The sequence below is a fragment of the Proteus myxofaciens ATCC 19692 genome (assembly GCF_001654855.1).
Classification (GTDB): Bacteria; Pseudomonadota; Gammaproteobacteria; order Enterobacterales; family Enterobacteriaceae; genus Proteus; species Proteus myxofaciens.
In genome coordinates this window covers 56434-79244 of sequence record NZ_LXEN01000031.1, presented here as the reverse complement: position 1 = coordinate 79244, position 22811 = coordinate 56434, and the positions used below count along the sequence as shown (strand labels likewise).

Below are 22811 nucleotides of genomic sequence, written 5' to 3'. Positions count from 1 at the left end.
AATTATTATTTTTAATAAAAAGTAATTAAATAATTAATATTTATTTAATTACATCTCATTTTTATTTTATTATTAATAGGAATATTTATTGAATTAAACGCAGAGGAAACCCTCTGCGTTATTGCAGTAATAGTTGCTTAAATTTAATAAATTAATATATTACTGATAGTCAACTTGGAAGTTGATTACTGCTTGGAATTCACCTGGCGTTACTTTTGCATCAGCTGATTCAGCTTGAACATAAGCAACAAATGGAATTTTTGAAACGCCATTAATTAACTGTACAGGTGTTGTGGCTGTGCCCCATTTAACGCTTTTGCTACTCGCATCCATTAAGCCGATACCCGCGCCAGAAGCTGAGCCAGAAACGAAAGCTGCAAGATCTTTGTTTACTGTGTTAAGCACGCTAGGTGTGTAGCTGACTGTTGCTGTTTTAGCGACAGTAGTATCACAGTCTTTTAATTCGATATCTTTTTTAATGTTACCTGCTTTTTGTTGGTTTGCTAAAGCAGATGTTGGAATTTCGCTGAAATCAACAATAACAGGGCTTGAAGAAGACGCTAATCCACAAGCTGAATTAACAATCTCGCCTTTTAATTGAATTTCACCTTTAGTTGAACCAATTTTAGGTGTAGAAGGCTCATCAGCTGTAGCAACAGAATTAATACCAAAAACTAAAGCCGCAGCTAAAGCAATTTTACTCAGTTTCATTATAAATAATCCCTTGAAGGTCATACGTGTTGTTATTAATTAAAAATCGTAACTTTGTTAAAATGCAATAAATTGATTTGCATTCTATTTCGAGTTATTTCGAATTGTGACTGGTTTATATGATATCAATAAGCTCACCCGTTTTGATATAACATTTTGTCAGTTTACGCAATTTTCATATTTTGTTTTATCTATTCCACATTAATAGCGTTTTATATAAGTTTATTATTTTTATTACTCTTATAATGGGTAAAAAAGTTTATTCGGTAGATATATTTAACTGATGATACTGTTAACAATAAATTAACTTTACACTTTGTGATATTATTAACATTGCATTAATGAAATTAATAAAATAAATAACATATTATAAAAATATTTATTTTTCATTGTGTTATGTGTTGGTGATGTGAGGTTTTAGTTAATAATTTAGTAATGAGAGTATTCTTAAGGCAATATTTCTTAAAATAATAATTACTGATGATATTATTTTTGGCAAAATAAGTTAATTTTTGCTTATGATTTATCTATTCTTCTTATCAAAAAAAGAACATTTCAGCGATTTTAAAGACCTGTTTAAGAAAGAGTAATCTTTTTTAAATATTGTGTTACATTTTTTAACACAAATTTTTTGATGATTTTTAACAAAAATCAGATAAAAAATATAACAAAGTTTTATAAGTTATAACTTTTTTCATAATGCGATGTGATTGTAGTGATAGAGAAGAACTCAATTAACGTGCAAGAAAATAAAGCAAATGAGCCTCTAAAAAGAGGCTATATATATCTAGTGTTCTACCGGTACTGCTTTAGATAATGTGTTTTTTGACTGTGATGAAAGTGATATCTCGTCTTTATCTTTGGATAAAATTTTATTTTTACTTTCTTTTGCTTGTAGGTAACCAACAAGGCTAAGTTGATAGCGACGAATATTCTCAACATAGCGGTAAGCTTCATGGCCTCTGGCGTAGCCATAGGGTAACTCGGAATAATATTCTTTTTTACTTAATAGCGGTAACCGCGATTTAACGTCAAGCCAGCTATCAGGATTGGCATTTTGTTGTTCTGTTAATCTTCTTGCATCCAACATATGACCATAACCTATATTATACGCAGCTAAGGCAAACCAAATGCGTTCATCTTCAGGAATAGAAGAAGGTAAACGTGATAATAGGTATTTAAGATATTGCGTTCCTCCTCTTATACTCTCTTCCGGGTCTAACCTATCTTCAACTCCCATACTTGATGCAGTGGGCTGAGTTAACATCATAAGGCCTCTAACTCCTGTAGGAGAAGTTGCATGAGGATCCCAGTGAGATTCTTGCCAAGCCATTGCTGCTAATAATGGCCAATCGAAGGTATCAGCATATTTTTCAAACAATGGTTGATAATTAGGTAATATAGAATCAATTGCAGTAATAAAAGAAATAGTATCAAAGTAGTCGAATGAGCCGACATGCCCAAAATACTTCTCTTCTAATCGTGCTAAAACATCTTCTTGAGAAATTTGATTAAAGTAATCTAACATCGCGGCATAAAGGCTATTATCTTCATTATTTGGCAAATACCATGTTAATGGGCGACTTTCTGTCACTTCAAATCCAACAGCAACATTAGGGTGAATACACTGTTGTACTGCAACACTAATAGAATCTGCTAAAACATAGGTAATTTTGCCTTCAGATAAGGCTTCTAATAGTTGTGATGTGGTTTGTGTTTGTGACTCTTCCCATTCTAGTTCGGGGTATTGTGTTTCTTTTAATGTACGTAATAGACTGGCATGAGCAGAGCCTGCCGTGACAACAAGATTACCATCAATAGCATCAAAACTACGTGGACGTAATGTACCTTTACGATAAATCAGTTGTTGAGAGACTGAAAAATAAGCAGGTCCACTGCGTGTTGCGCTTAATCTCTCTTTATCATAAAGAAGTCCCGCTGCAATAAAGTCGGCTTTGTTATTCTCCAAATCATCAAAAAGTTGGTTGATATTTGTCCGCATATTAACGACAAGCTTGACGCCTAGATAATCAGCAAAGCGCTTCACTAATTCATAATCGAAACCTACGGGGTCCTTTTTATTATCTATCGTTATCAATGGTGACGGTATCGTACTTACTCTGAGTTCACCACGAGATAAAATCTTATTTATCTGCACTTTTTGCCCATCAGGCCAATTAATGTTCAAAGCAATAATTGCCGCTGAAAATAGCGCGATGATAACGATAACGAAATAGTTTATCCTTATATTATTCAATAGGTTGGTTCTCGTTAACGTTGTTTGTTCTTGTGTGTAAAAAGGTTAATTTAGCATGGATAAATTAACAGTAATCTGACATTTTGCTCAACATCTTAAGAAGACGCAACTTGATTACACCAATTAATTACGAAAACACACTAAGTTAAATGGTGTTGCTTTGTTTACGCAAACGGTTTCGTCAAATGAATTATTCTATTATACTAGTCGTGTTTTCCCTGAATTAGGGTCAGGTTTGCTGCTAAAAGAGAGAATTCAATACTATGGAAATCCTGCGTGGCTCCTCCGCTTTATCTGAGTTTCGTATTAATAAATTATTAGCCCAGTGTCAGGAGAGTCACCTTCCTGTTCGTGGTATTTACGCTGAGTTTACCCACTTCATCAAATTAGACGAGGCATTATCTGAAGATGAAGAACGTAAATTAAGCAAACTATTACAATATGGTCCTTCATCAGCAGAGCATGAGCTTGTTGGCGAAATGCGTATTGTTACACCTCGACCAGGTACTATTTCACCATGGTCTACAAAAGCAACAGACATTGCACATAATTGTGGACTGACAAAAGTCAGCCGAATTGAGCGTGGAATTGCCTATTTTATTAACTGCGATTCTATGAATGAAATGCAGTGGCAACAATTATACGGTTTTATTCACGATAGAATGATGGAAACCGTCTTTTTAGATAATCAATCAGTCAACGCTCTTTTTGTAGAGCAATCGCCAGCGCCTTTCATCACAATTGATGTGTTAGAGAAAGGTAAGCAGGCTTTAATGCAAGCAAATATCGAAATGGGGCTTGCACTTGCTGATGATGAAGTTGATTATCTTCTTGAGGCCTTTACGCGATTAAATCGAAATCCAACTGACGTTGAGCTTTATATGTTCGCACAAGCTAACTCAGAGCATTGTCGCCATAAAATATTTAATGCTGATTGGATTATTGATGGTAAAGCGCAAGAGAAATCATTATTTAAAATGATTAAAAATACATTTGAGCAAACGCCTGATTATGTCATGTCAGCTTATAAAGATAATGCTGCGGTTATGGAAGGCTCAATTGCAGGTCGTTTTTATCCTTCATCACAAAAAGGCGAATATCAATATCATCAAGAGCCTGTTCATATCTTGATGAAAGTAGAAACACATAACCACCCAACAGCCATTTCCCCTTGGCCTGGTGCGGCTACAGGATCTGGTGGTGAAATTCGAGATGAAGGTGCCACTGGTCGTGGTGCGAAGCCTAAAGCCGGTTTAGTGGGATTTTCAGTTTCAAATTTACGCATTCCAGAATTTGAACAGCCATGGGAAGAAAATTTTGGTAAGCCAGAGCGTATTGTCAGTGCATTGGATATTATGACTGAAGGTCCTCTTGGTGGTGCTGCGTTTAATAATGAGTTTGGTCGTCCTGCGTTATTAGGGTATTTCAGAACCTATGAAGAACAGGTCAATAGCCATAATGGTATGGAAATCCGCGGTTATCATAAACCAATTATGTTAGCGGGTGGTATTGGTAATATTCGTGAAGATCATGTGCAAAAAGGTGAGATTTCTGTAGGTGCTAAGTTAATCGTCCTTGGCGGTCCTTCTATGAATATTGGCCTAGGTGGCGGTGCCGCTTCATCAATGACATCAGGTCAATCTGATGCTGATTTAGATTTTGCCTCAGTTCAGCGTGATAACCCCGAAATGGAACGTCGTTGTCAAGAGGTTATCGATAGTTGTTGGCAGTTAGGTGATGATAATCCTATTTTATTTATTCATGATGTGGGTGCGGGTGGCCTTTCTAATGCGATGCCTGAGCTTGTGAATGATGGTGGTCGCGGTGGTCGCTTTGAACTGCGTGATGTACTAAATGATGAACGAGGTATGAGCCCGCTTGAAATTTGGTGCAATGAATCTCAAGAGCGCTATGTATTAGCTGTATCACCAGAAAAAATGTCACTATTTGATGCGTTATGCCAACGTGAGAGAGCGCCTTATGCGGTAATTGGTGAAGCAACGCAAGAGCGAAAATTAGTTTTAAACGATAAACATTTTGACAATAAACCTATTGATATGCCTTTAGATATATTATTAGGTAAAGCGCCTAAAATGTTGCGTGACGTCACTTCTTTAAAAACGCAAGGTAATTACCTCGATCGTAAGGACATTGGATTAAAAGATGCTGTTTATCGTGTTCTACATTTACCGGCTGTTGCTGAAAAAACATTTTTAATCACTATTGGTGATCGTACTGTAACTGGTATGGTGGCTCGTGATCAAATGGTGGGCCCTTGGCAAATCCCAGTGTCTAACTGTGCAGTCACTACAGCAACGCTAGACAGCTATTACGGCGAAGCTATGTCTATAGGTGAAAGAGCACCAATTGCATTGCTTGATTATGCAGCCTCGGCTCGTATGGCAGTCGGTGAAGCATTAACAAATATGGCATGTGCTGATGTTCAAGCCCTTAATCGTATTAAACTATCAGCAAACTGGATGTCTGCTGCGGGTCATCCTGGTGAAGATGCTGGTCTATATGATGCAGTAAAAGCCATCGGTGAAGAATTATGTCCACAATTAGAATTAACCATTCCTGTGGGTAAAGATTCAATGTCAATGAAAACGCGCTGGCAAGATAAAAAGGGTGAGACAAAAGAAGTTACATCACCGCTTTCACTTGTCATTACTGCTTTTTCTCGCGTTGAAGATGTACGCAAAACAGTGACACCTCAATTATCCACTCAAGCTGAAAATCGTTTATATCTTATTGATTTAGGTAATGGCCATAACGCATTAGGTGCAACAGCATTAGCGCAAGTTTATCGTCAACTTGGGCAAAAGGCGGCTGATATACGTGATATTGAACAATTAAAACAGTTCTTCAGCGTGATACAAAAATTGGTGAGTGAAAGTAAATTGCTGGCTTACCATGATCGTTCTGATGGTGGATTGTTTGTCACACTGGCTGAAATGGCCTTTACTGGTCATTGTGGCTTAAATATTGATATCAGTGAATATGATGAGGATATTTTAGCGGGGCTCTTTAATGAAGAATTGGGTGCAGTCATTCAAATCAGTGCTGAACATCAAGATGCCGTGGAATCGTTATTTACCGAATATGGATTAGCGAATTGCTTACACTACTTAGGTGAAGCGACAAACGATGATGCTATTATTATTCAAAGCCGTGAAACAGAAGTTTATCACGAAAAACGCAGTACATTACGTGTTTGGTGGGCTGAAACAACATGGCAGATGCAACGTTTACGTGATAATCCAGAATGTGCTGATGAAGAACATAAAGCAAAACAAGATCTTACTGATCCTGGTTTAAATGTGCATTTAACCTTTGACCCCGCTGATGATATTGCAGCTCCATATATAGCCACAGGAAGTCGTCCTCGCATTGCGGTATTAAGAGAGCAGGGAGTGAACTCTCATGTTGAAATGGCGGCTGCTTTTGATAGAGCAGGATTTGATGCTATTGATGTTCATATGAGTGATTTACATTCTGCTAAACGTTCATTAAGTGATTTTGATGTCCTCGTTGCTTGCGGTGGTTTCTCATACGGTGATGTCTTAGGTGCTGGTGAAGGTTGGGCTAAATCTATTCTCTTTAATTCACGTTTGCGTGATGAATTTACCCAATTTTTTGAACGTCAAGATACATTATCATTAGGTGTTTGTAATGGTTGTCAGATGATGTCTACATTATCAACGCTTATTCCTGGTGCTGATTTATGGCCACGATTTGTACGTAATCGTTCAGAACGTTTTGAAGCTCGCTTTAGTTTAGTTGAAGTGGCTCAAAGTCCTTCTTTATTATTACAAAGCATGGCAGGTTCACAAATGCCAATAGCCGTTTCTCATGGTGAAGGATTGGTTGAATTCCGATCAGAAGAGCAACGTATACAATTAGAAGCACAAAATTTAGTTGGATTACGTTTTATTAATCATTACGGTAAACCAACAGAACAATATCCACTTAATCCTAATGGTTCAGTAAATGGTATCACTGCTGTAACAACAACAGATGGTCGCTCAACGATTATGATGCCACATCCTGAGCGTGTATTTAGAACAGTCAGCCATTCTTGGCATCCTGAAAATTGGGGTGAAGGTAGTCCATGGATGCGTCTATTCCGTAATGCTAGAAAGCAATTTGATTAATTACATTATTTAATACATGTTTCATGCAGATAAGCCTCTATTTAATTAGAGGCTTTTTTGTTATAACACATTGATAAATAAACAAAAATAAAATAACGTATAAAAAAGACGACATTGTCTATTTTTACTGTCTCTTTTTGGAGACATTTAACTAATTGAAAATTAAATAATAAATAAAAATGCAGTTATACTGTCTGTATATGGAGACAGCTTGCTTATTTTATAACACTATAAAAAAGATAAATATTATCAAAAGATAAAGGTAGGATTGTTTTTATTAATTAAAACAGTGGGTTAATAAGATTATTTTAAAGTTGGCACGCCTTGTGCATTATATAAATCAGTTGCTCATTCAACTTTTTATGTCGGTCCACAATAATGGGTGGGAACATACCACATAAGCCAGGAATGACGCCAGAGTAAGGTGCCTACCGTCCAACATCATGATACTCGTCTTCGGACCTTATCAAACTCAGGGCGACACGTGGAGTGAGGCACCACCTTCATTTTCTTTTAGATAAAAAAGAGATGAAATATTGACGAGCGGAATATCTCAGTAAGATATTCCGCTCTCCCACTTCTAGAGCCTGCGCATTTTCTTGCTGTATGTTCGCTTTTCTCTCCTCATTTTTTACTGTCGGACTTTTTTCTTGTTTTCAAGTCATGTAGCATCGCATTACTCTAATAGGTGTTGAGATGATTTCATTGAAAAAGTGGCGTATTTTTCCTCGTTCTTTAAGACAGTTAGTCATAATGGCATTTTGGATGGTGCTATTACCTTTACTTGTACTCGCTTATCAGGCTTATCAAAGCCTCGATCAACTGAGTAATCAAGCCGCAATTACTAATAAAAACGCACTTGCTGATACTGAACGTAGTGAGGTAATGCGAAATTTAGCGATTGAAATGGAAGGAAATTACCGCCGATATTGTGTATTACGTGATAAAACTGATGATGATATGTATCAGCAACGTTATCAGCAATACTTCAAGATGTTTTCTACATTACAACAAACCGTAATCCCTCTCTCATCATCAAAAGAAGCGAATGTGCTTAATGCTTCCTTAGAAAAATTGAAATCTATTCAATGCGAAAGCAGTGAACCCACAAAAGAGATGCAACAAGCGCTAGAACAATTCTCTTATGCCAATAATCGTATTGTTGTGTTAACCAAAGAAATTATTTTTAGTCGTGGTGAGCAACTGCAAATGGCGATTGCCGAGAAAGGACGTTATTTTGGTTGGCAGAGCTTAATTGTGTTTGTTTTCAGCCTTATTTTAATTGCACTATTTACTCGAATGATTATTGGGCCTGTAAAAGGTATCGAAAAAATGATCAATCGTTTAGGAGAAGGACAAACATTAAATAATGATCTTGAACATTTTCAAGGTCCGCGAGAGTTACGTTCATTAGCCCAGCGAATCATTTGGTTAAGCGAACGCTTAGCGTGGTTAGAATCGCAACGTCATGAATTTTTGCGCCATATTTCTCATGAGCTAAAAACGCCTCTTGCAAGTATGAGAGAAGGAACAGAAATATTAGCAGATGAAGTTGCAGGACCTTTAACGATGGATCAGCAAGAGGTTGTCGCTATTTTGGATAATAGTAGCAAACAACTTCAATTATTAATTGAACAACTCCTTGATTATAATCGTAAACTTTCTGAACTCCCTCAGCAAGTTGAAGACATTAATCTTCGCCAATTAATAAATGATGTCGTATTAGCACATAGTTTGCCAGCAAGAGCTAAGGATATTAAAACGACGATTTCGCTAGATTTAGTAAAATGCAGGGCTCAAACTACGCTCTTATCAAGAGTAATCGATAATCTCTACTCTAATGCGGTGCACTATGGCGCTGAATCAGGTAATATTTGGATCTCAAGTTATCAAGTTGAACAGAAAATCGTTATTGATATAGCCAATGAAGGCACACCTATTCCTGAGTCTGAACAAAAAATGATTTTTGAACCTTTCTTTCAAGGTTCGTTACAGCGTAAGGGTGCTGTAAAAGGAAGTGGCTTAGGATTAAGTATTGCTCATGACTGTATCAAAAGAATGGACGGCGAATTAAAAGTGGTTCCTTCTGATTATGCTGATGTCTGTTTTCGTATTGAACTACCGCTACTTTCTGAGAATAAATAATGCAAATCAGGTCACAAATACGAGTGTCTCCTCATCATGAGCTTAAAAAAATAATGACTAACACGCTCAGCACTGAGTCGCTATCTATGGCCTCTGTATCTACTAAAAATAGACTCTTTGACTGGAAAACCTGTCTATTTTCTCTTTTGTTTCCTTTTATTTTAGTAGGCTGTGCACCTAAAGCGTCAACTGAAGAGGCCATTGCTGAACCTGAAACACCTATCGTCAAACAAAAAACCATTGATTATCGATGGGCTGAATGTGGCACTTTAAATGCGTTTTATCATGAAGGTATGAACAACGCTCTTTATTGGTTACGTACTATTGAATGTACTAATCGTTTGATGTCAACAGAAGCTCAGCGCCGTGCTAATAATGTCGTTGTTACTAGTTGGGGTGATGCTTTTTATAAAAGTATTTTATTAGAACGGGCTGGGCTTTCTATTGCTGAACGTAGAAATCAGCTTGTTTTATTAGAAAGCTATAAATTACAGTTTCCAAGCTCTATGCGTGTTTTATTATCAATATGGATTAATAATCAAACGCATATGTTATCTTTAGCTGAAGAAAAAATGCGCTATCGCCGCCTCTCTACAGAAACAGATAATCAGATAGATTTACTCAAAAAGCAAAACAATGCATTAGAATCTGAGCTGAAAACAACATTAAGAAAATTAGAAAGTTTAACGCAAATAGAGCGTCAATTATCTAGTCGAAAACAAGGCGGTGCAATAGATCCTATGTCATCAGATGATGATATTACTGAAACGACGACTTCTGTTCCAACAGAAAAAACAGAGGTAGAAAAAGAAGAACTAGAAAAAAATACCACTGAAACATCTGTAGAACAGCGTGTTTCTACGCCAGAAATAGCAGAAAAACAAAAAACTAAAAATGAAGAAAATCACACTGCCTCTTCATCAGAAGTTACCGCAGAAACACCCAAATCAGGATCGGTACCAGTAGAAAAACAGGATGTGCAAAAACCGGTTGAATCAGGATCTAAATAAGGAGAATGTATATGGTTGCTCATAAGTCAGCGAATCTTTTACTTGTCGATGACGATCCTGGACTCTTAAAATTACTAGGAATGAGGCTCACAAGTGAAGGTTTTCATATCCTCACTGCACAAAGTGGACAAGAAGCATTAAAACTACTTTCAAAAGAAAAAATAGATTTAGTCATTAGTGATTTACGCATGGATGAAATGGATGGAATGGCACTGTTTGCAGAAATTCAGCGCCAACAACCTGCTATGCCGGTTATTATACTAACTGCGCACGGCTCTATTCCTGATGCAGTCGCTGCAACACAGCAAGGTGTTTTTAGCTTTTTAACGAAACCTGTTGATAGAGATGCACTTTATAAAGCAATTGATGAGGCTTTAGAATTAGTAACAACAGTATCAGATGAAGAGTGGTCTAAAGATCTCGTCACCCGTAGCCCTGTTATGTTACGCCTTTTAGAGCAAGCTAAATTAGTCGCACAATCTGATGTTAGTGTACTAATTAATGGTCAAAGTGGGACGGGTAAAGAAGTCCTTGCTCAAGCTATTCATCGCGCAAGTCCTAGAGCTAAAAAAGCATTTATTGCCATTAACTGTGGCGCATTACCTGAGCAATTACTTGAATCTGAACTTTTTGGTCATGCAAAAGGGGCATTTACAGGTGCGGTTAGCAGTCGTGAAGGTCTATTTCAAGCTGCTGAAGGCGGAACGCTCTTTTTAGATGAGATTGGCGATATGCCAATGCCACTACAAGTAAAATTATTGCGTGTATTACAAGAACGTAAAGTTCGTCCTTTAGGAAGTAATCGTGATATTGATATCGATGTTCGCATTATTTCAGCAACACATCGTGATTTACCTAAAGCAATGGAACGTAATGAATTTCGTGAAGATTTGTTCTATCGTTTAAATGTTGTCAATTTACGTATTCCGACATTAAGTGAAAGAGCTGAAGATATTCCTGTATTAGCCAATCATTTATTACGAAGTTCAGCAAAACGTCATAAACCTTTTGTACGTAGCTTTTCAACAGATGCAATGAAATGTTTAATGGCTGCAAGTTGGCCTGGTAATGTTCGCCAATTAGTTAATGTGATTGAGCAATGTGTTGCTTTAACAACAGCACCCGTTATTAGCGAAGCCTTGGTGACACAAGCATTACAAGGTGAAAATACCGCACTGCCTACCTTTGCAGAAGCGAGGGGACATTTTGAAATGACATACCTTAGAAAATTATTACAAATGACAAAAGGTAATGTCACTCAAGCTGCACGTATGGCAGGGCGAAATCGCACAGAATTTTATAAGTTACTATCTCGTCACGAATTAGATGCTAATGATTTTAAAGAATAAATTTAGATAACTACTATTTTTAAACTCGCTTTCTTTTAATAGAAAGATAGCTGGAGAGATGAATTTTTATGAGTCGTAAATTAAAACTCGCACTTGCTCAGCTAAACTGGGTAGTTGGTGATATTGAAGGTAACTGCGAACGCATGCTATCAACTGTTAAACAGCAAGAAGAGGCGGATTTAGTTTTATTCTCTGAACTTGCATTATGCGGTTACTCACCTGAAGACTTACTTTTTCGCCCTGACTTTCAACAACGTTGTGAAGCACAACTCATTCGCTTAGAACAAGCCAGCAAAAAAACAGCAATCGTTGTTGGGCATCCATGGTGGCAAAACGGCAATATTTATAATGCGCTGTCTTTTTTCTATAAAGGTGAGTTACAAGCACGCTATTTTAAACAACAACTACCGAATTACGGCGTATTTGATGAAAAACGCTATTTCCAATCAGGCAATGAGCGTTGTGTAGTACCTTTCAAAGGCTATCATTTAGGTTTACTCATTTGTGAAGATATTTGGATCAACGAACCTATTGATGCGCTAAAACAAGCAGGTGCCGATTTCGTTCTTTCGATAAATGCATCGCCTTATAGCCGTGAAAAACCACATATTCGTACACAATTAATTAAAGAACATTGCCAAAGAACACAATTACCCGTTGTGTATTTAAACCAAATCGGTGGTCAGGATGAATTGGTCTTTGATGGTTGTTCTAAAGTATTTGATGAACAAGGTAATGTAACTCATCGTTTAGCTGCATTTGAAGAGCAAATCACTATTGTAGAGCTTGATGACAAGCACATCATTCCAATGAAAAACCCAGCTATAGAATTAACACCATTAGCGCAGGTATACCAGGCTCTTGTACTAGCAACGCGTGACTATGTGACTAAAAATGGCTTTAAAGGCGCTATTCTCGGTTTATCAGGGGGAATTGACTCTGGTTTAACTGTGGCAATCGCGGTTGATGCGTTAGGAAAAGAAAGTGTACATGCTGTTATGATGCCATTTCGTTATACCTCTGAAATGAGCATTCATGATGCGAAAGAGCAAGCAGATTTATTAGGTGTCGAATTCGATACAGTTTCTATTGAGCCTATGTTTGATGCTTTTATGATGCAATTAGCGCCTATGTTTAAAGATAGCGCCGTTGATACAACAGAAGAAAATCTTCAAGCTCGCTGTCGTGCTGTTATTTTGATGGCAATGTCGAATAAACGACGTCGATTAGTTTTAACGACAAGTAACAAAAGTGAATCTGCTGTTGGTTATTCCACATTATATGGTGATATGGCTGGTGGGTTTGATGTATTAAAAGATATTCCTAAAACATTAGTTTTTGCGCTTTCTGAATATCGTAATACGGTATCGCCTGCTATTCCTCAGCGTGTTATTGATAGACCCCCTTCAGCAGAGCTTGCACCAGGCCAAACAGATCAAGATAATCTGCCTCCTTATGATATTTTAGATGCTATTCTTGAAGGTTATGTTGAACAAGATAAATCTGTTTCTGATCTAGTTGCTGATGGATTTGATGAAGCAATAGTCCGTAAAGTGATAAAATTAGTCGATATTAATGAATACAAACGACGCCAAGCGCCAGTAGGGCCACGTATTACAAGTCGTAATTTTGGAAGAGATCGCAGGTACCCTATTACCAGCGGTTTTGGTCGCCACAACTGGTAATATCAGGATAACACGATGAAAAAAATTGAAGCGATTATTAAGCCGTTTAAGCTGGATGATGTAAGAGAAGCATTAGCCGAAGTGGGTATTACAGGAATGACTGTAACTGAAGTTAAAGGCTTTGGTCGTCAGAAAGGGCATACCGAACTCTACCGCGGTGCTGAATACATGGTTGATTTTTTACCTAAAGTAAAAATTGAGATTGCTGTTTCTGATGAAATTGTTGAAACCTGTATCGAGACTATTATGGCAACAGCACAAACGGGTAAAATTGGTGATGGTAAAATATTTGTGTTTGATATTAGTCGTGTTATTCGTATTCGTACTGGTGAACAAGACGAAGACGCTATTTAATTATTACGCCAAATAGATGTATTTATTATTAAAAGTTCCAATATTGTTAATATATCAATATTGGAACTTTTCTTTTTGAGATACATAAAATATTTGTTCATGTTTAACCTATAGTGCTAAAATTATGAAAATTAATTTTGCAAATTGTGTCAGTTAATTAACTTAACGAATATTGATAATACGTAAAGCACGAAATGTTATTTAATAACTTTAAGAGAAAGTTATTATCATGCCAGTTTATTCTCTACTAATAATATGGATGAGATTGTGCTTAATTTCTTATTAAAGCGTTTTGCTTTTTTTTTATGTGCTGCAGTGATTGTCGCACTCACGACGGGGTGTATTTTTATTGATATTTTAATATTTGATGGAGGTATTTCTGAAGCCTCAATAACAGAATATGCCCAAGAAAGTCTTCTTGCGATTATTTGTCTCTTTTTCTTTGTTAAAGCCTATCAGAATAGTCAAATGAGAGGCGGTTATACCTTGATTATGGGCTTTTTCCTTTGCCTTCTTATTCGTGAGTTAGATAGTGTTTTTGACCAATTAGCCCATGGCTCTTGGGTTTGGTTTGCATTAACGGTCACTTTTATTTGTATTGCGATTGCGATAAGAGAAGGAAAGAATACATTATCAGCGCTAACTCAATTTATCTCTCATCCAAGTAATGGTATGTTAATTTCAGGATTATTATGTATTCTTCTTTTTTCTCGTTTATTTGGAATGGGAATATTATGGAAGACGATATTAGGAGATGACTTTAACCGTACTGTTAAAAATATGGCAGAAGAAGGCTGTGAATTATTTGGATATACATTATGTTTTATTAGTGTTCTTTGGTATGGAATAAGTAATAAAGTATCTAATAGAGTTAAAAATATAAATTAAAAAATTCTATTAATTAAATATATAAAAAAAGCACTGAATATATTTATATACTTCAGTGCTTTTTATTATTTTAAAAGTGTTCTTTATATATTATTTATTATTCTGTGATGACTGCATGAGGACCAAAACATTCGTAATGAAGATTATGACTATCAATCCCTAATGCAATAAGTTGATTTGCAATAAATTGCATGAAAGGTACAGGACCACAAAAATAGAATTGCATATTAGGAACAGTTAGCCACTCTTTAACTAATGTTAAGTCCATAAGCCCTTTGAATTGATAATCTTCATTTAAAATATCTTGTTGATGTGGTGCGCTATACCATACTGCTTGATGAAATTGTTCAATATCATCCCCAGCTTTTGCTACCTCATTTTTAAAAGCATGGACATTACTATTTTGTGCCGCATGAAGCCAATTGACATTTGCTTTATGCCCAGCTAATGAGTGCAACATCGCTAACATTGGTGTAAGGCCAACACCGGCAGAAATAAGAGTAACGGGTGTTGTTGGTGATACGTCTAAATAAAAATCACCCCCTGGTGCGGCGACTTGTAAAATATCACCTTCTTTAACATTATCATGTAAGAAATTAGATAAAATACCTTTATCTTCACGTTTTACCGCAATGCGGTAAGTTTTATTATTGGGTGATTGCGTTAATGAATATTGGCGAATTTCTTGGTTATCAAGACGTTTATCACGAATATAAATACTTAAATATTGCCCAGCTTGATAAGGTTCTACTTCTAATCCATCTTCAGGCATTAATTCAAAGCTTGTAATAACATCACTTTGTTTTATTTTTTGTTTTACTTTAAATGTGCGTAACCCCCTCCAACCACCTGATGTCTGTTCTTTTTGCTTATAAATTTGTTCTTCACGATTAATAAAAACATTCGCTAATACCTGATAAGCGGCACCCCAAGCATCAAGTACTTCTTGACCTGGATTAAACATCTCATCAATTGTGGCTAATAAATTTTCACCAACAATAGGGTAATGTTCAGGAAGAATATTTAGGCTTGCATGTTTTTGAGCAATTTTCTCAACCGCAGGCAAAATAGCGGGTAAGTTCTCAATATTTGCAGCATAAGCGCATATCGCATTGAAGAGAGCTTCACGCTGTGCACCATTCGTTTGATGGCTCATCGTAAAAATATCTTTAAGCTCAGGGTGTTGAGCAAACATACGATCATAAAAGTGAGCGGTTAAAGCTGGACCGGTTTTGGTAATAAGGGGAATTGTTGATTTAACTGTCGCGATAGTTTGTGCATCTAGCATAATTGCTCCTGAAAATTATTCAGTTTAATGTGAATTTTATAAATTGTATTTTATATACAACTTATATATTTTTAACACTTTTGTAAATGGGTATGGTTATTTTTTTTAAGAAAATACGTAAATATTAGAGAATGATACGGAGTGTTTACATAAATAGGCGAGGTATGCCTCAAAAGTGGAATAAGTGCAGAATAAAATGAGGTTGTTAAAAAGAACTCATTCGTTGTTGTAAAGCTATAGCAATCGATTGCGTATTTTTTCTCTAAGGACTATCTCAATAAGTAAAAAGAGTTTACACTGTATGCCATTCTTTCTCCCGTAAGGGAGTTTGCCTTTAGTGAAGTTAGCTGAGTCAGGAGATGTGAATGTTAAAACGTGAAATGAATATTGCTGATTATGATCCAGAATTATGGAATGCAATGGAAGGGGAAGTAGCTCGCCAAGAAGAGCATATCGAACTGATTGCTTCTGAAAACTATACCAGCCCTCGTGTTATGCAGGCACAAGGATCTCAGCTGACAAATAAATATGCAGAAGGTTATCCAGGTAAACGTTACTATGGTGGTTGTGAATATGTTGATATCGTTGAACAGCTAGCCATTGATCGCGCAAAAGAATTATTTGGTGCCGATTATGCGAATGTTCAGCCTCATTCAGGCTCTCAAGCTAATGCTGCTGTGTATATGGCACTGCTAAAACCAGGTGATACCGTTTTGGGTATGAACTTAGCACAAGGTGGGCACTTAACTCACGGTTCTCCCGTCAATTTCTCTGGTAAATTATATAATATCGTTCCTTATGGTATTGATGAATCAGGAAAAATTGATTACCAAGATATCGAAACTCAAGCAAAAGAACATAAACCTAAAATGATTATTGGTGGTTTTTCTGCTTATTCTGGTATTGTTGACTGGGCTAAAATGCGTGAAATCGCAGATAGTATTGGTGCTTATTTATTTGTAGATATGGCTCACGTTGCAGGAATGGTTGCCGCGGGTGTTTATCCTAACCCAGTTCCTCATGCTCATGTCGTTACAACAACAACGCATAAAACATTAGCAGGTCCTCGTGGTGGTCTTATTCTTGCTAAAGGTGGTGATGAAGAACTTTATAAAAAACTGAACTCTTCTGTCTTCCCTGGTAATCAAGGTGGACCTTTAATGCATGTTATCGCCGGTAAAGCTGTTGCATTAAAAGAAGCCATGGAGCCAGAATTTAAAGTTTATCAGCAACAAGTTGCTAAAAATGCGAAAGCAATGGTAGACGTTTTCTTAGAACGCGGTTATAAAGTAGTGTCTGGTGGAACTGAAAATCATCTGTTCTTACTCGACTTAGTCGATAAAGATATTACAGGTAAAGATGCAGATGCTGCACTGGGTCGTGCAAATATCACAGTAAACAAAAACAGTGTTCCTAACGATCCTCGTAGCCCATTTGTTACTTCAGGTGTTCGTATTGGTTCTCCAGCAATTACACGTCGTGGTTTTAAAGAAGCGCAAGCTCGTGAATTAGCCGGTTGGATGTGTGATATTCTAGATAATATCAATGATGAAGCGAACATTGAGGAAGTTAAACAAAAAGTCTTGAATATCTGTGCTAAGTTTCCAGTTTACGCATAAGTCTATAAAGATATAATAAAACCCGTTATACAAACCCGCTTCGAGAACTTGTTCTTGGCGGGTTTTTTTGCATTCTAAAAATGGGGGAATTGATGGCTATTCCATCAACATTGTGGCTCGTCTTAGATTATTTTACGTATTTCTTTTCATATGGCATTTTTTTACCTTTTTGGTCTATTTGGCTAAAAGGTGAGGGTGTTGATTCTGCAATGATAGGCCTATTATTAGGTGTTGGATTAACCGCTCGCTTTGTTGGTAGTTTAGTATTAACGCCCGCGGTTAAAGATCCTTCTAAACTTATTACTGCATTACGTCTTTTGGCTTTTTTAACACTGCTCTTTACCGTGGCTTTTTTATTAGGAACTCACTGGGCATGGTTATTTTTTGTAATGATAGGCTTTAATGTTTTTTTCTCACCGATGGTACCATTAGGCGACTCTCTTGCTGGCACTTGGCAAAAACAATTTCCTTTTGATTACGGTAAAATTCGAGTTTGGGGATCGATTGCATTTATTATCAGCTCGTCATTACTTGGTATTTTGATTGATGCTTTTGGTCATCCTATTATTCTGTATGGTTTGATTGCGAGTACGCTTGCTTTATTTTTAACGTCTATGTTACGACCTAAAGTGATGCCACAAGGTAAAATTAAAAAGGCAGAGCATAGTGAAATTTCCTTTATTAAATTAATTTCCGATGGGCCAGTATGGCGATTTTTAGTCTGTGTTTCTTTATTACAAGGCGCCCATGCTGCTTACTATGGATTTAGTGCGTTGTATTGGGAACAAGCTGGATATGATACTGCGACAATTGGTTATCTTTGGTCTTTAGGCGTTGTCTCTGAAGTCGTTGTTTTTATGCTAAGCCATCGCCTATTTCGTCGCTGGAGTGCAAGAAACTTACTCTTATTATCGGCCTTTTGTGGATTGCTACGATGGGGATTAATGGGCAGTTTTACTATTCTCCCTGTATTGATTATTGTTCAAATATTACATAGCGGAACATTTACGGTTTGTCATTTAGCCGCAATGCGGTTCATTAGTGCTCGTCATGAACATGAAATTATTCGACTTCAAGCCGTTTATTCGGCGTTAGCAATGGGAGGGAGTATTGCTATTATGACGGTAATTTCTGGCTGGTTATATGAAAAACTACCTCATCAAGAAGGATTAATTTTCTGGTTAATGGCCGCGTTAACGATTCCTGCAATGTTTATACGCCCTAAAATAATGGCCCAGAAAAACGAATAGCATTATTTGGAATTAAAAAGGCCCCCAATAATTGGTTTTCAACTATTGGGGGCACTTTACATAATATTTTTTAATCTAATTTCGTATTAACGATTATTAACGCTTTAATGCGTCTGTTAATTCGCTACGAATTTCAGCTAATAATGCTTTTACTACTCGCGGATTACCAGCAACAATATTACCGCTGTTTAAGTAACCGTGATCACCTGTAAAATCAGAAACAATTGCACCGGCTTCACGAGCGATAAGCTCACCACCTAAGAAATCCCATGGTTTTAAGCCAATTTCAAAATAACCGTCAACACGGCCAGCTGCAACATAAGCTAAATCTAAAGCCGCTGAACCAGTACGGCGAAAATCAGCACAAGGAACAAAGAGTTTACCTAGCATGTTGATGTAAGCGGCTGAGTGTTGTTTACTTTTGAATGGGAAACCAGTGGCTAGAACAGCACCATCTAAATCACGCGCATTCGAACCACGGATACGATAACCATTTAATTGCGCGCCTTGCCCACGAACAGCAGAGAACAACTCATTACGCATAGGATCGTAAACAACAGCAACTTCTGTACGGCCTTTAATGCGTACAGCAATAGAAACAGAGAAGTGTGGAAAACGTTTGATGAAGTTAGTGGTGCCATCGAGTGGATCAATAACCCATTGTATATCGTGATCTTCACCTAGTAACTCGCCACTTTCTTCCGTAATAATGGTGTGTTTTGGATAAGATTTACGAATAATTTCAATGATTGCTCTTTCAGCGTCACGATCAACGTTAGTGACAAAATCATTGCTACCTTTCTGATTTGTTTCTACAGATTCAGGATTTTCGTAATTTTTGGCGATTAAATTACCGGCCTTACGCACTGCGCGTATGGCAATATTCAGCATCGGATGCATGGTTATCTTCCACAAGATGTTAAAGAACGGGGATAAAAAACGAGTCGGAGTATAACAGCCATTCGTGTTTTTGGCTACATTTGTGATAAAATAGATGGATCACAAAACAATTAGTTAAAAATCAATGTTAGAAAATATCCGTATTATCCTCGTAGAAACCTCGCACACTGGCAATATGGGATCTACTGCACGAGCAATGAAAACCATGGGATTAACGAATCTCTATTTTGTTAATCCAAAAGAAAAACCTGATTCTCACTCTATTGCGTTATCCGCAGGTGCCAGCGATGTCATTGGTAATGCACATATTGTTGATACAATTGATGAGGCAATAGAAGGTTGTGGCTTAGTTATTGGGACTAGCGCACGTAGTCGTACACTTTCTTGGCCAATGCTAGCTCCTCGTGAATGCGGTGAACGTTGTGTTATTGAAGCAGCTAATAAGCCCGTGGCCGTTATTTTTGGTAGAGAGCGTACGGGATTAACGAATGAAGAACTTCAAAAGTGTGATTTTCACTTATATGTTCCAACAAACCCTGAATATGGCTCACTAAACTTAGCGATGGCAGTACAACTGGTTTGTTATGAAATTCGTATGGCGGCGCTTGCTCAACAGGAAAAACAAGAGGAAAATACACCTCTAGAGATTGATTATCCGCCAGCAGAAGATATTGAGCGTTTTTATGTTCATTTAGAGCAAGTGCTTAATGAATCAGGCTTTATTAGACCCAAACATCCAGGGCAGGTCATGAGTCGTCTGCGTCGTCTTTTTACGCGAGCAAGACCAGAAACACAAGAGCTTCATATATTACGAGGTATTTTAACCTCAGTTGAGAAATGGGCAAAAAAATAAGGTGTTAGGCTAAGTATTTTTCATCGTAAAATGACGAAAATAATACTTGACTAAAACACTCAGATAAATAGTTGACTAAAATACTCAGGAATGACACAATTTGCTTATTGTTCACCACGGAGTATTTGTTATGAGACTGACATCAAAAGGGCGTTATGCGGTTACTGCGATGCTTGATGTTGCATTGCATTCGCAGCAGGGCCCTGTTCCCCTCGCTGATATTTCAGAGCGTCAAGGAATTTCCCTTTCTTACCTTGAGCAACTTTTTTCTCGTTTGCGTAAAAATGAATTAGTCGCAAGTGTTCGTGGCCCTGGTGGTGGTTATCTACTAGGTCGTGAATCTGGGCAAATTTTTATTGCTCAAGTTATTTCTGCGGTTGATGAATCTGTCGATGCAACGCGCTGTCAAGGTAAAGAAGCTTGTCAAGGTGGTGATCGTTGTTTAACTCATACTTTGTGGCGTGATTTAAGTGATCGTATCACAAGTTTCTTAAGTAGTATTAGCCTTGAAGAGTTAGTTAATAACGAAGAGGTTATGGATGTTGCTGATCGTCAAGACAATGAAAAACGTCATGCGATTAATGGTCGTTTACAAGAAACTATTGTTAATATGCGAGTGTAGTGACGACAGCTAAGCCAGTAAAAAACAAAATTATTAAAGAAAGATTTGTCGTCTTTGGAGTTAGTGAGCAATGAAATTACCCATTTATTTAGACTATTCAGCAACAACCCCCGTTGATCCTCGTGTTGCTGAAAAAATGATGCAATGTCTGACTATGGACGGCATTTTTGGTAACCCCGCTTCCCGTTCACATCGTTTTGGTTGGCAAGCTGAAGAGGCAATTGATATTGCCCGCAATCATATTGCCGATTTAATTGGTGCTGATCCTCGTGAAATCGTTTTCACATCAGGTGCAACAGAAGCTGATAACCTAGCATTAAAAGGTGTTGCTAACTTTTATCAAAAAAAAGGTAAGCACATTATTACGTCAAAAACAGAGCACAAAGCTATCCTAGATACTTGTCGCCAGCTTGAACGTGAAGGGTTTGAAGTAACTTATTTGGCACCTAAAAGTGATGGCCTTATTGACCTTAACGAGCTTGAAAACGCTATGCGTGAGGATACTATTTTAGTATCTATTATGCATGTTAATAATGAGATTGGTGTTGTTCAAGATATTGCTGCTATCGGCGAATTATGTCGTAGCAAAGGTATCATTTATCATGTTGATGCAACACAAAGCGTAGGCAAATTACCGATTGATCTCTCAACGTTAAAAGTTGATTTACTCTCCCTTTCTGCACATAAAGTTTATGGACCTATGGGTATAGGTGCACTTTATGTCCGTCGTAAGCCTCGTATTCGTTTAGAAGCACAAATGCATGGTGGTGGACATGAACGCGGAATGCGTTCAGGCACATTACCTGTTCACCAAATTGTTGGTATGGGTGAAGCATATCGTATTTTAAAAGAAGAAATGGCTGATGAAACGAAACGTTTAAATAAATTACGTTTACGTTTATGGAATGGTATCAAAGATATTGAAGAAGTTTATATTAACGGTTCATTAGAACATACTGCGCCAAATATTCTTAATGTGAGCTTTAATTATGTTGAAGGCGAATCATTAATGATGGCACTGAAAGATCTTGCTGTCTCTTCGGGATCTGCATGTACTTCAGCAAGTTTAGAGCCTTCTTATGTACTACGTGCTTTAGGACTAACTGATGAACTTGCACACAGTTCTATTCGTTTTTCTTTAGGTCGTTTTACAACTGAAGAAGAAATTGATTATGCAATTAAACAGATTCACGGCGCAATAGGTCGTTTACGTGAACTGTCTCCTCTTTGGGATATGCATAAACAAGGCGTTGATATCAACAGTATCGAATGGTCACACCATTAATTAGACGTTTTCAGGAGTTAAATCATGGCTTATAGCGATAAAGTAATTGATCATTATGAAAACCCTCGTAATGTAGGATCATTTGATAATAACGATCCAACTGTCGGTAGTGGTATGGTCGGCGCACCTGCTTGTGGTGACGTGATGAAACTACAAATCAAAGTAGATGATAAAGGTGTTATTGAAGATGCACGCTTTAAAACCTACGGTTGTGGATCTGCCATTGCTTCAAGTTCGCTAGTGACTGAATGGATGAAAGGCAAAACATTAGATGAAGCTGAGTCCATTAAAAATACAGCGATTGCCGAAGAATTAGAATTACCTCCGGTTAAAATTCACTGTTCAATTTTAGCTGAAGATGCAATAAAAGCAGCGATTGCAGACTATAAAAGCAAACGCCAAGGCAAATAATTGCCTTTTATAATAAAAAAATAAAATTTT

The 22811-nt window shown here is 37.2% G+C and carries 17 protein-coding genes; 13 read left to right on the top strand and 4 right to left on the bottom strand.

The genetic code is table 11. The features are described 5' to 3' along the window. Positions 1-159 precede the first annotated feature (159 nt). Positions 160-711, bottom strand: coding sequence for a fimbrial protein (locus M983_RS03625; protein ID WP_066747173.1), 552 nt, complete (start codon positions 709-711; stop codon positions 160-162). A 787-nt stretch (positions 712-1498) separates the two neighbouring features. Continuing rightward, complete coding sequence (mltF, locus tag M983_RS03620) at positions 1499-2968, bottom strand: membrane-bound lytic murein transglycosylase MltF (protein WP_066747171.1); 1470 nt, start codon at positions 2966-2968, stop codon at positions 1499-1501. 263 nt (positions 2969-3231) lie between these two features. Between mltF and purL the strand changes: the two genes are divergently transcribed. The 7 genes from purL to M983_RS03585 all read left to right on the top strand — a co-directional run bounded on the left by purL (position 3232) and on the right by M983_RS03585 (position 14553). Further along, positions 3232-7122: a phosphoribosylformylglycinamidine synthase gene (gene purL / locus M983_RS03615; protein WP_066747169.1), complete on the top strand. Its 3891-nt coding sequence runs from the start codon at positions 3232-3234 to the stop codon at positions 7120-7122. A 696-nt stretch (positions 7123-7818) separates the two neighbouring features. After that, on the top strand, positions 7819-9267 hold the full coding sequence (locus M983_RS03610; RefSeq protein WP_066747166.1) for a sensor histidine kinase: 1449 nt from the start codon (positions 7819-7821) through the stop codon (positions 9265-9267). A 53-nt stretch (positions 9268-9320) separates the two neighbouring features. Then, positions 9321-10277 (top strand): two-component system QseEF-associated lipoprotein QseG, encoded by a 957-nt coding sequence (gene qseG / locus M983_RS03605; RefSeq protein WP_245684004.1) that lies wholly within the window; start codon positions 9321-9323, stop codon positions 10275-10277. 11 nt (positions 10278-10288) lie between these two features. Next, entirely contained in the window at positions 10289-11626 is a 1338-nt protein-coding gene (glrR, locus tag M983_RS03600; protein ID WP_066747159.1) for a two-component system response regulator GlrR, read from the top strand. A gap of 68 nt (positions 11627-11694) precedes the next feature. Further along, the gene (locus tag M983_RS03595; RefSeq protein ID WP_066747156.1) at positions 11695-13311 is read left to right on the top strand and encodes an NAD+ synthase; all 1617 of its coding nucleotides are present in this window, start codon (positions 11695-11697) and stop codon (positions 13309-13311) included. Between the two features lie 15 nt (positions 13312-13326). After that, on the top strand, positions 13327-13665 hold the full coding sequence (glnB, locus tag M983_RS03590; RefSeq protein ID WP_066747154.1) for a nitrogen regulatory protein P-II: 339 nt from the start codon (positions 13327-13329) through the stop codon (positions 13663-13665). 267 nt (positions 13666-13932) lie between these two features. Next, entirely contained in the window at positions 13933-14553 is a 621-nt protein-coding gene (locus M983_RS03585; protein ID WP_425415162.1) for a hypothetical protein, read from the top strand. Positions 14554-14650: 97 nt separating this feature from the next. Here the strand turns inward: M983_RS03585 and hmpA are convergent, their stop codons facing one another. Next, positions 14651-15841, bottom strand: a complete 1191-nt coding sequence (gene hmpA / locus M983_RS03580; protein ID WP_066747148.1) for an NO-inducible flavohemoprotein — start codon at positions 15839-15841, stop codon at positions 14651-14653. 365 nt (positions 15842-16206) lie between these two features. On the opposite strand from hmpA, the gene glyA reads away from it, so the two are divergent. Beyond that, positions 16207-17460, top strand: coding sequence for a serine hydroxymethyltransferase (gene glyA, locus M983_RS03575; protein WP_066747145.1), 1254 nt, complete (start codon positions 16207-16209; stop codon positions 17458-17460). Positions 17461-17552: 92 nt separating this feature from the next. Next, positions 17553-18710: a 3-phenylpropionate MFS transporter gene (locus tag M983_RS03570; protein WP_066747142.1), complete on the top strand. Its 1158-nt coding sequence runs from the start codon at positions 17553-17555 to the stop codon at positions 18708-18710. Between the two features lie 96 nt (positions 18711-18806). On the opposite strand, the gene suhB is transcribed toward M983_RS03570, so the two are convergent. Then, positions 18807-19610, bottom strand: coding sequence for an inositol-1-monophosphatase (gene suhB / locus M983_RS03565; protein WP_066747139.1), 804 nt, complete (start codon positions 19608-19610; stop codon positions 18807-18809). A 124-nt stretch (positions 19611-19734) separates the two neighbouring features. Here suhB and trmJ point away from each other — a divergent pair, with 124 nt between their 5' ends. The 4 genes from trmJ (at position 19735) to iscU (ending at position 22781) form a co-directional block, all read left to right on the top strand. Next, on the top strand, positions 19735-20463 hold the full coding sequence (gene trmJ, locus M983_RS03560) for a tRNA (cytosine(32)/uridine(32)-2'-O)-methyltransferase TrmJ (RefSeq protein ID WP_066747136.1): 729 nt from the start codon (positions 19735-19737) through the stop codon (positions 20461-20463). A 130-nt stretch (positions 20464-20593) separates the two neighbouring features. Next, positions 20594-21085, top strand: coding sequence for a Fe-S cluster assembly transcriptional regulator IscR (iscR, locus tag M983_RS03555; RefSeq protein ID WP_066747133.1), 492 nt, complete (start codon positions 20594-20596; stop codon positions 21083-21085). Positions 21086-21155: 70 nt separating this feature from the next. Further along, entirely contained in the window at positions 21156-22370 is a 1215-nt protein-coding gene (locus M983_RS03550) for an IscS subfamily cysteine desulfurase (protein WP_066747130.1), read from the top strand. Positions 22371-22394: 24 nt separating this feature from the next. Next, positions 22395-22781 (top strand): Fe-S cluster assembly scaffold IscU, encoded by a 387-nt coding sequence (iscU, locus tag M983_RS03545; RefSeq protein ID WP_066747127.1) that lies wholly within the window; start codon positions 22395-22397, stop codon positions 22779-22781. The last annotated feature ends 30 nt before the right edge of the window (positions 22782-22811 follow it).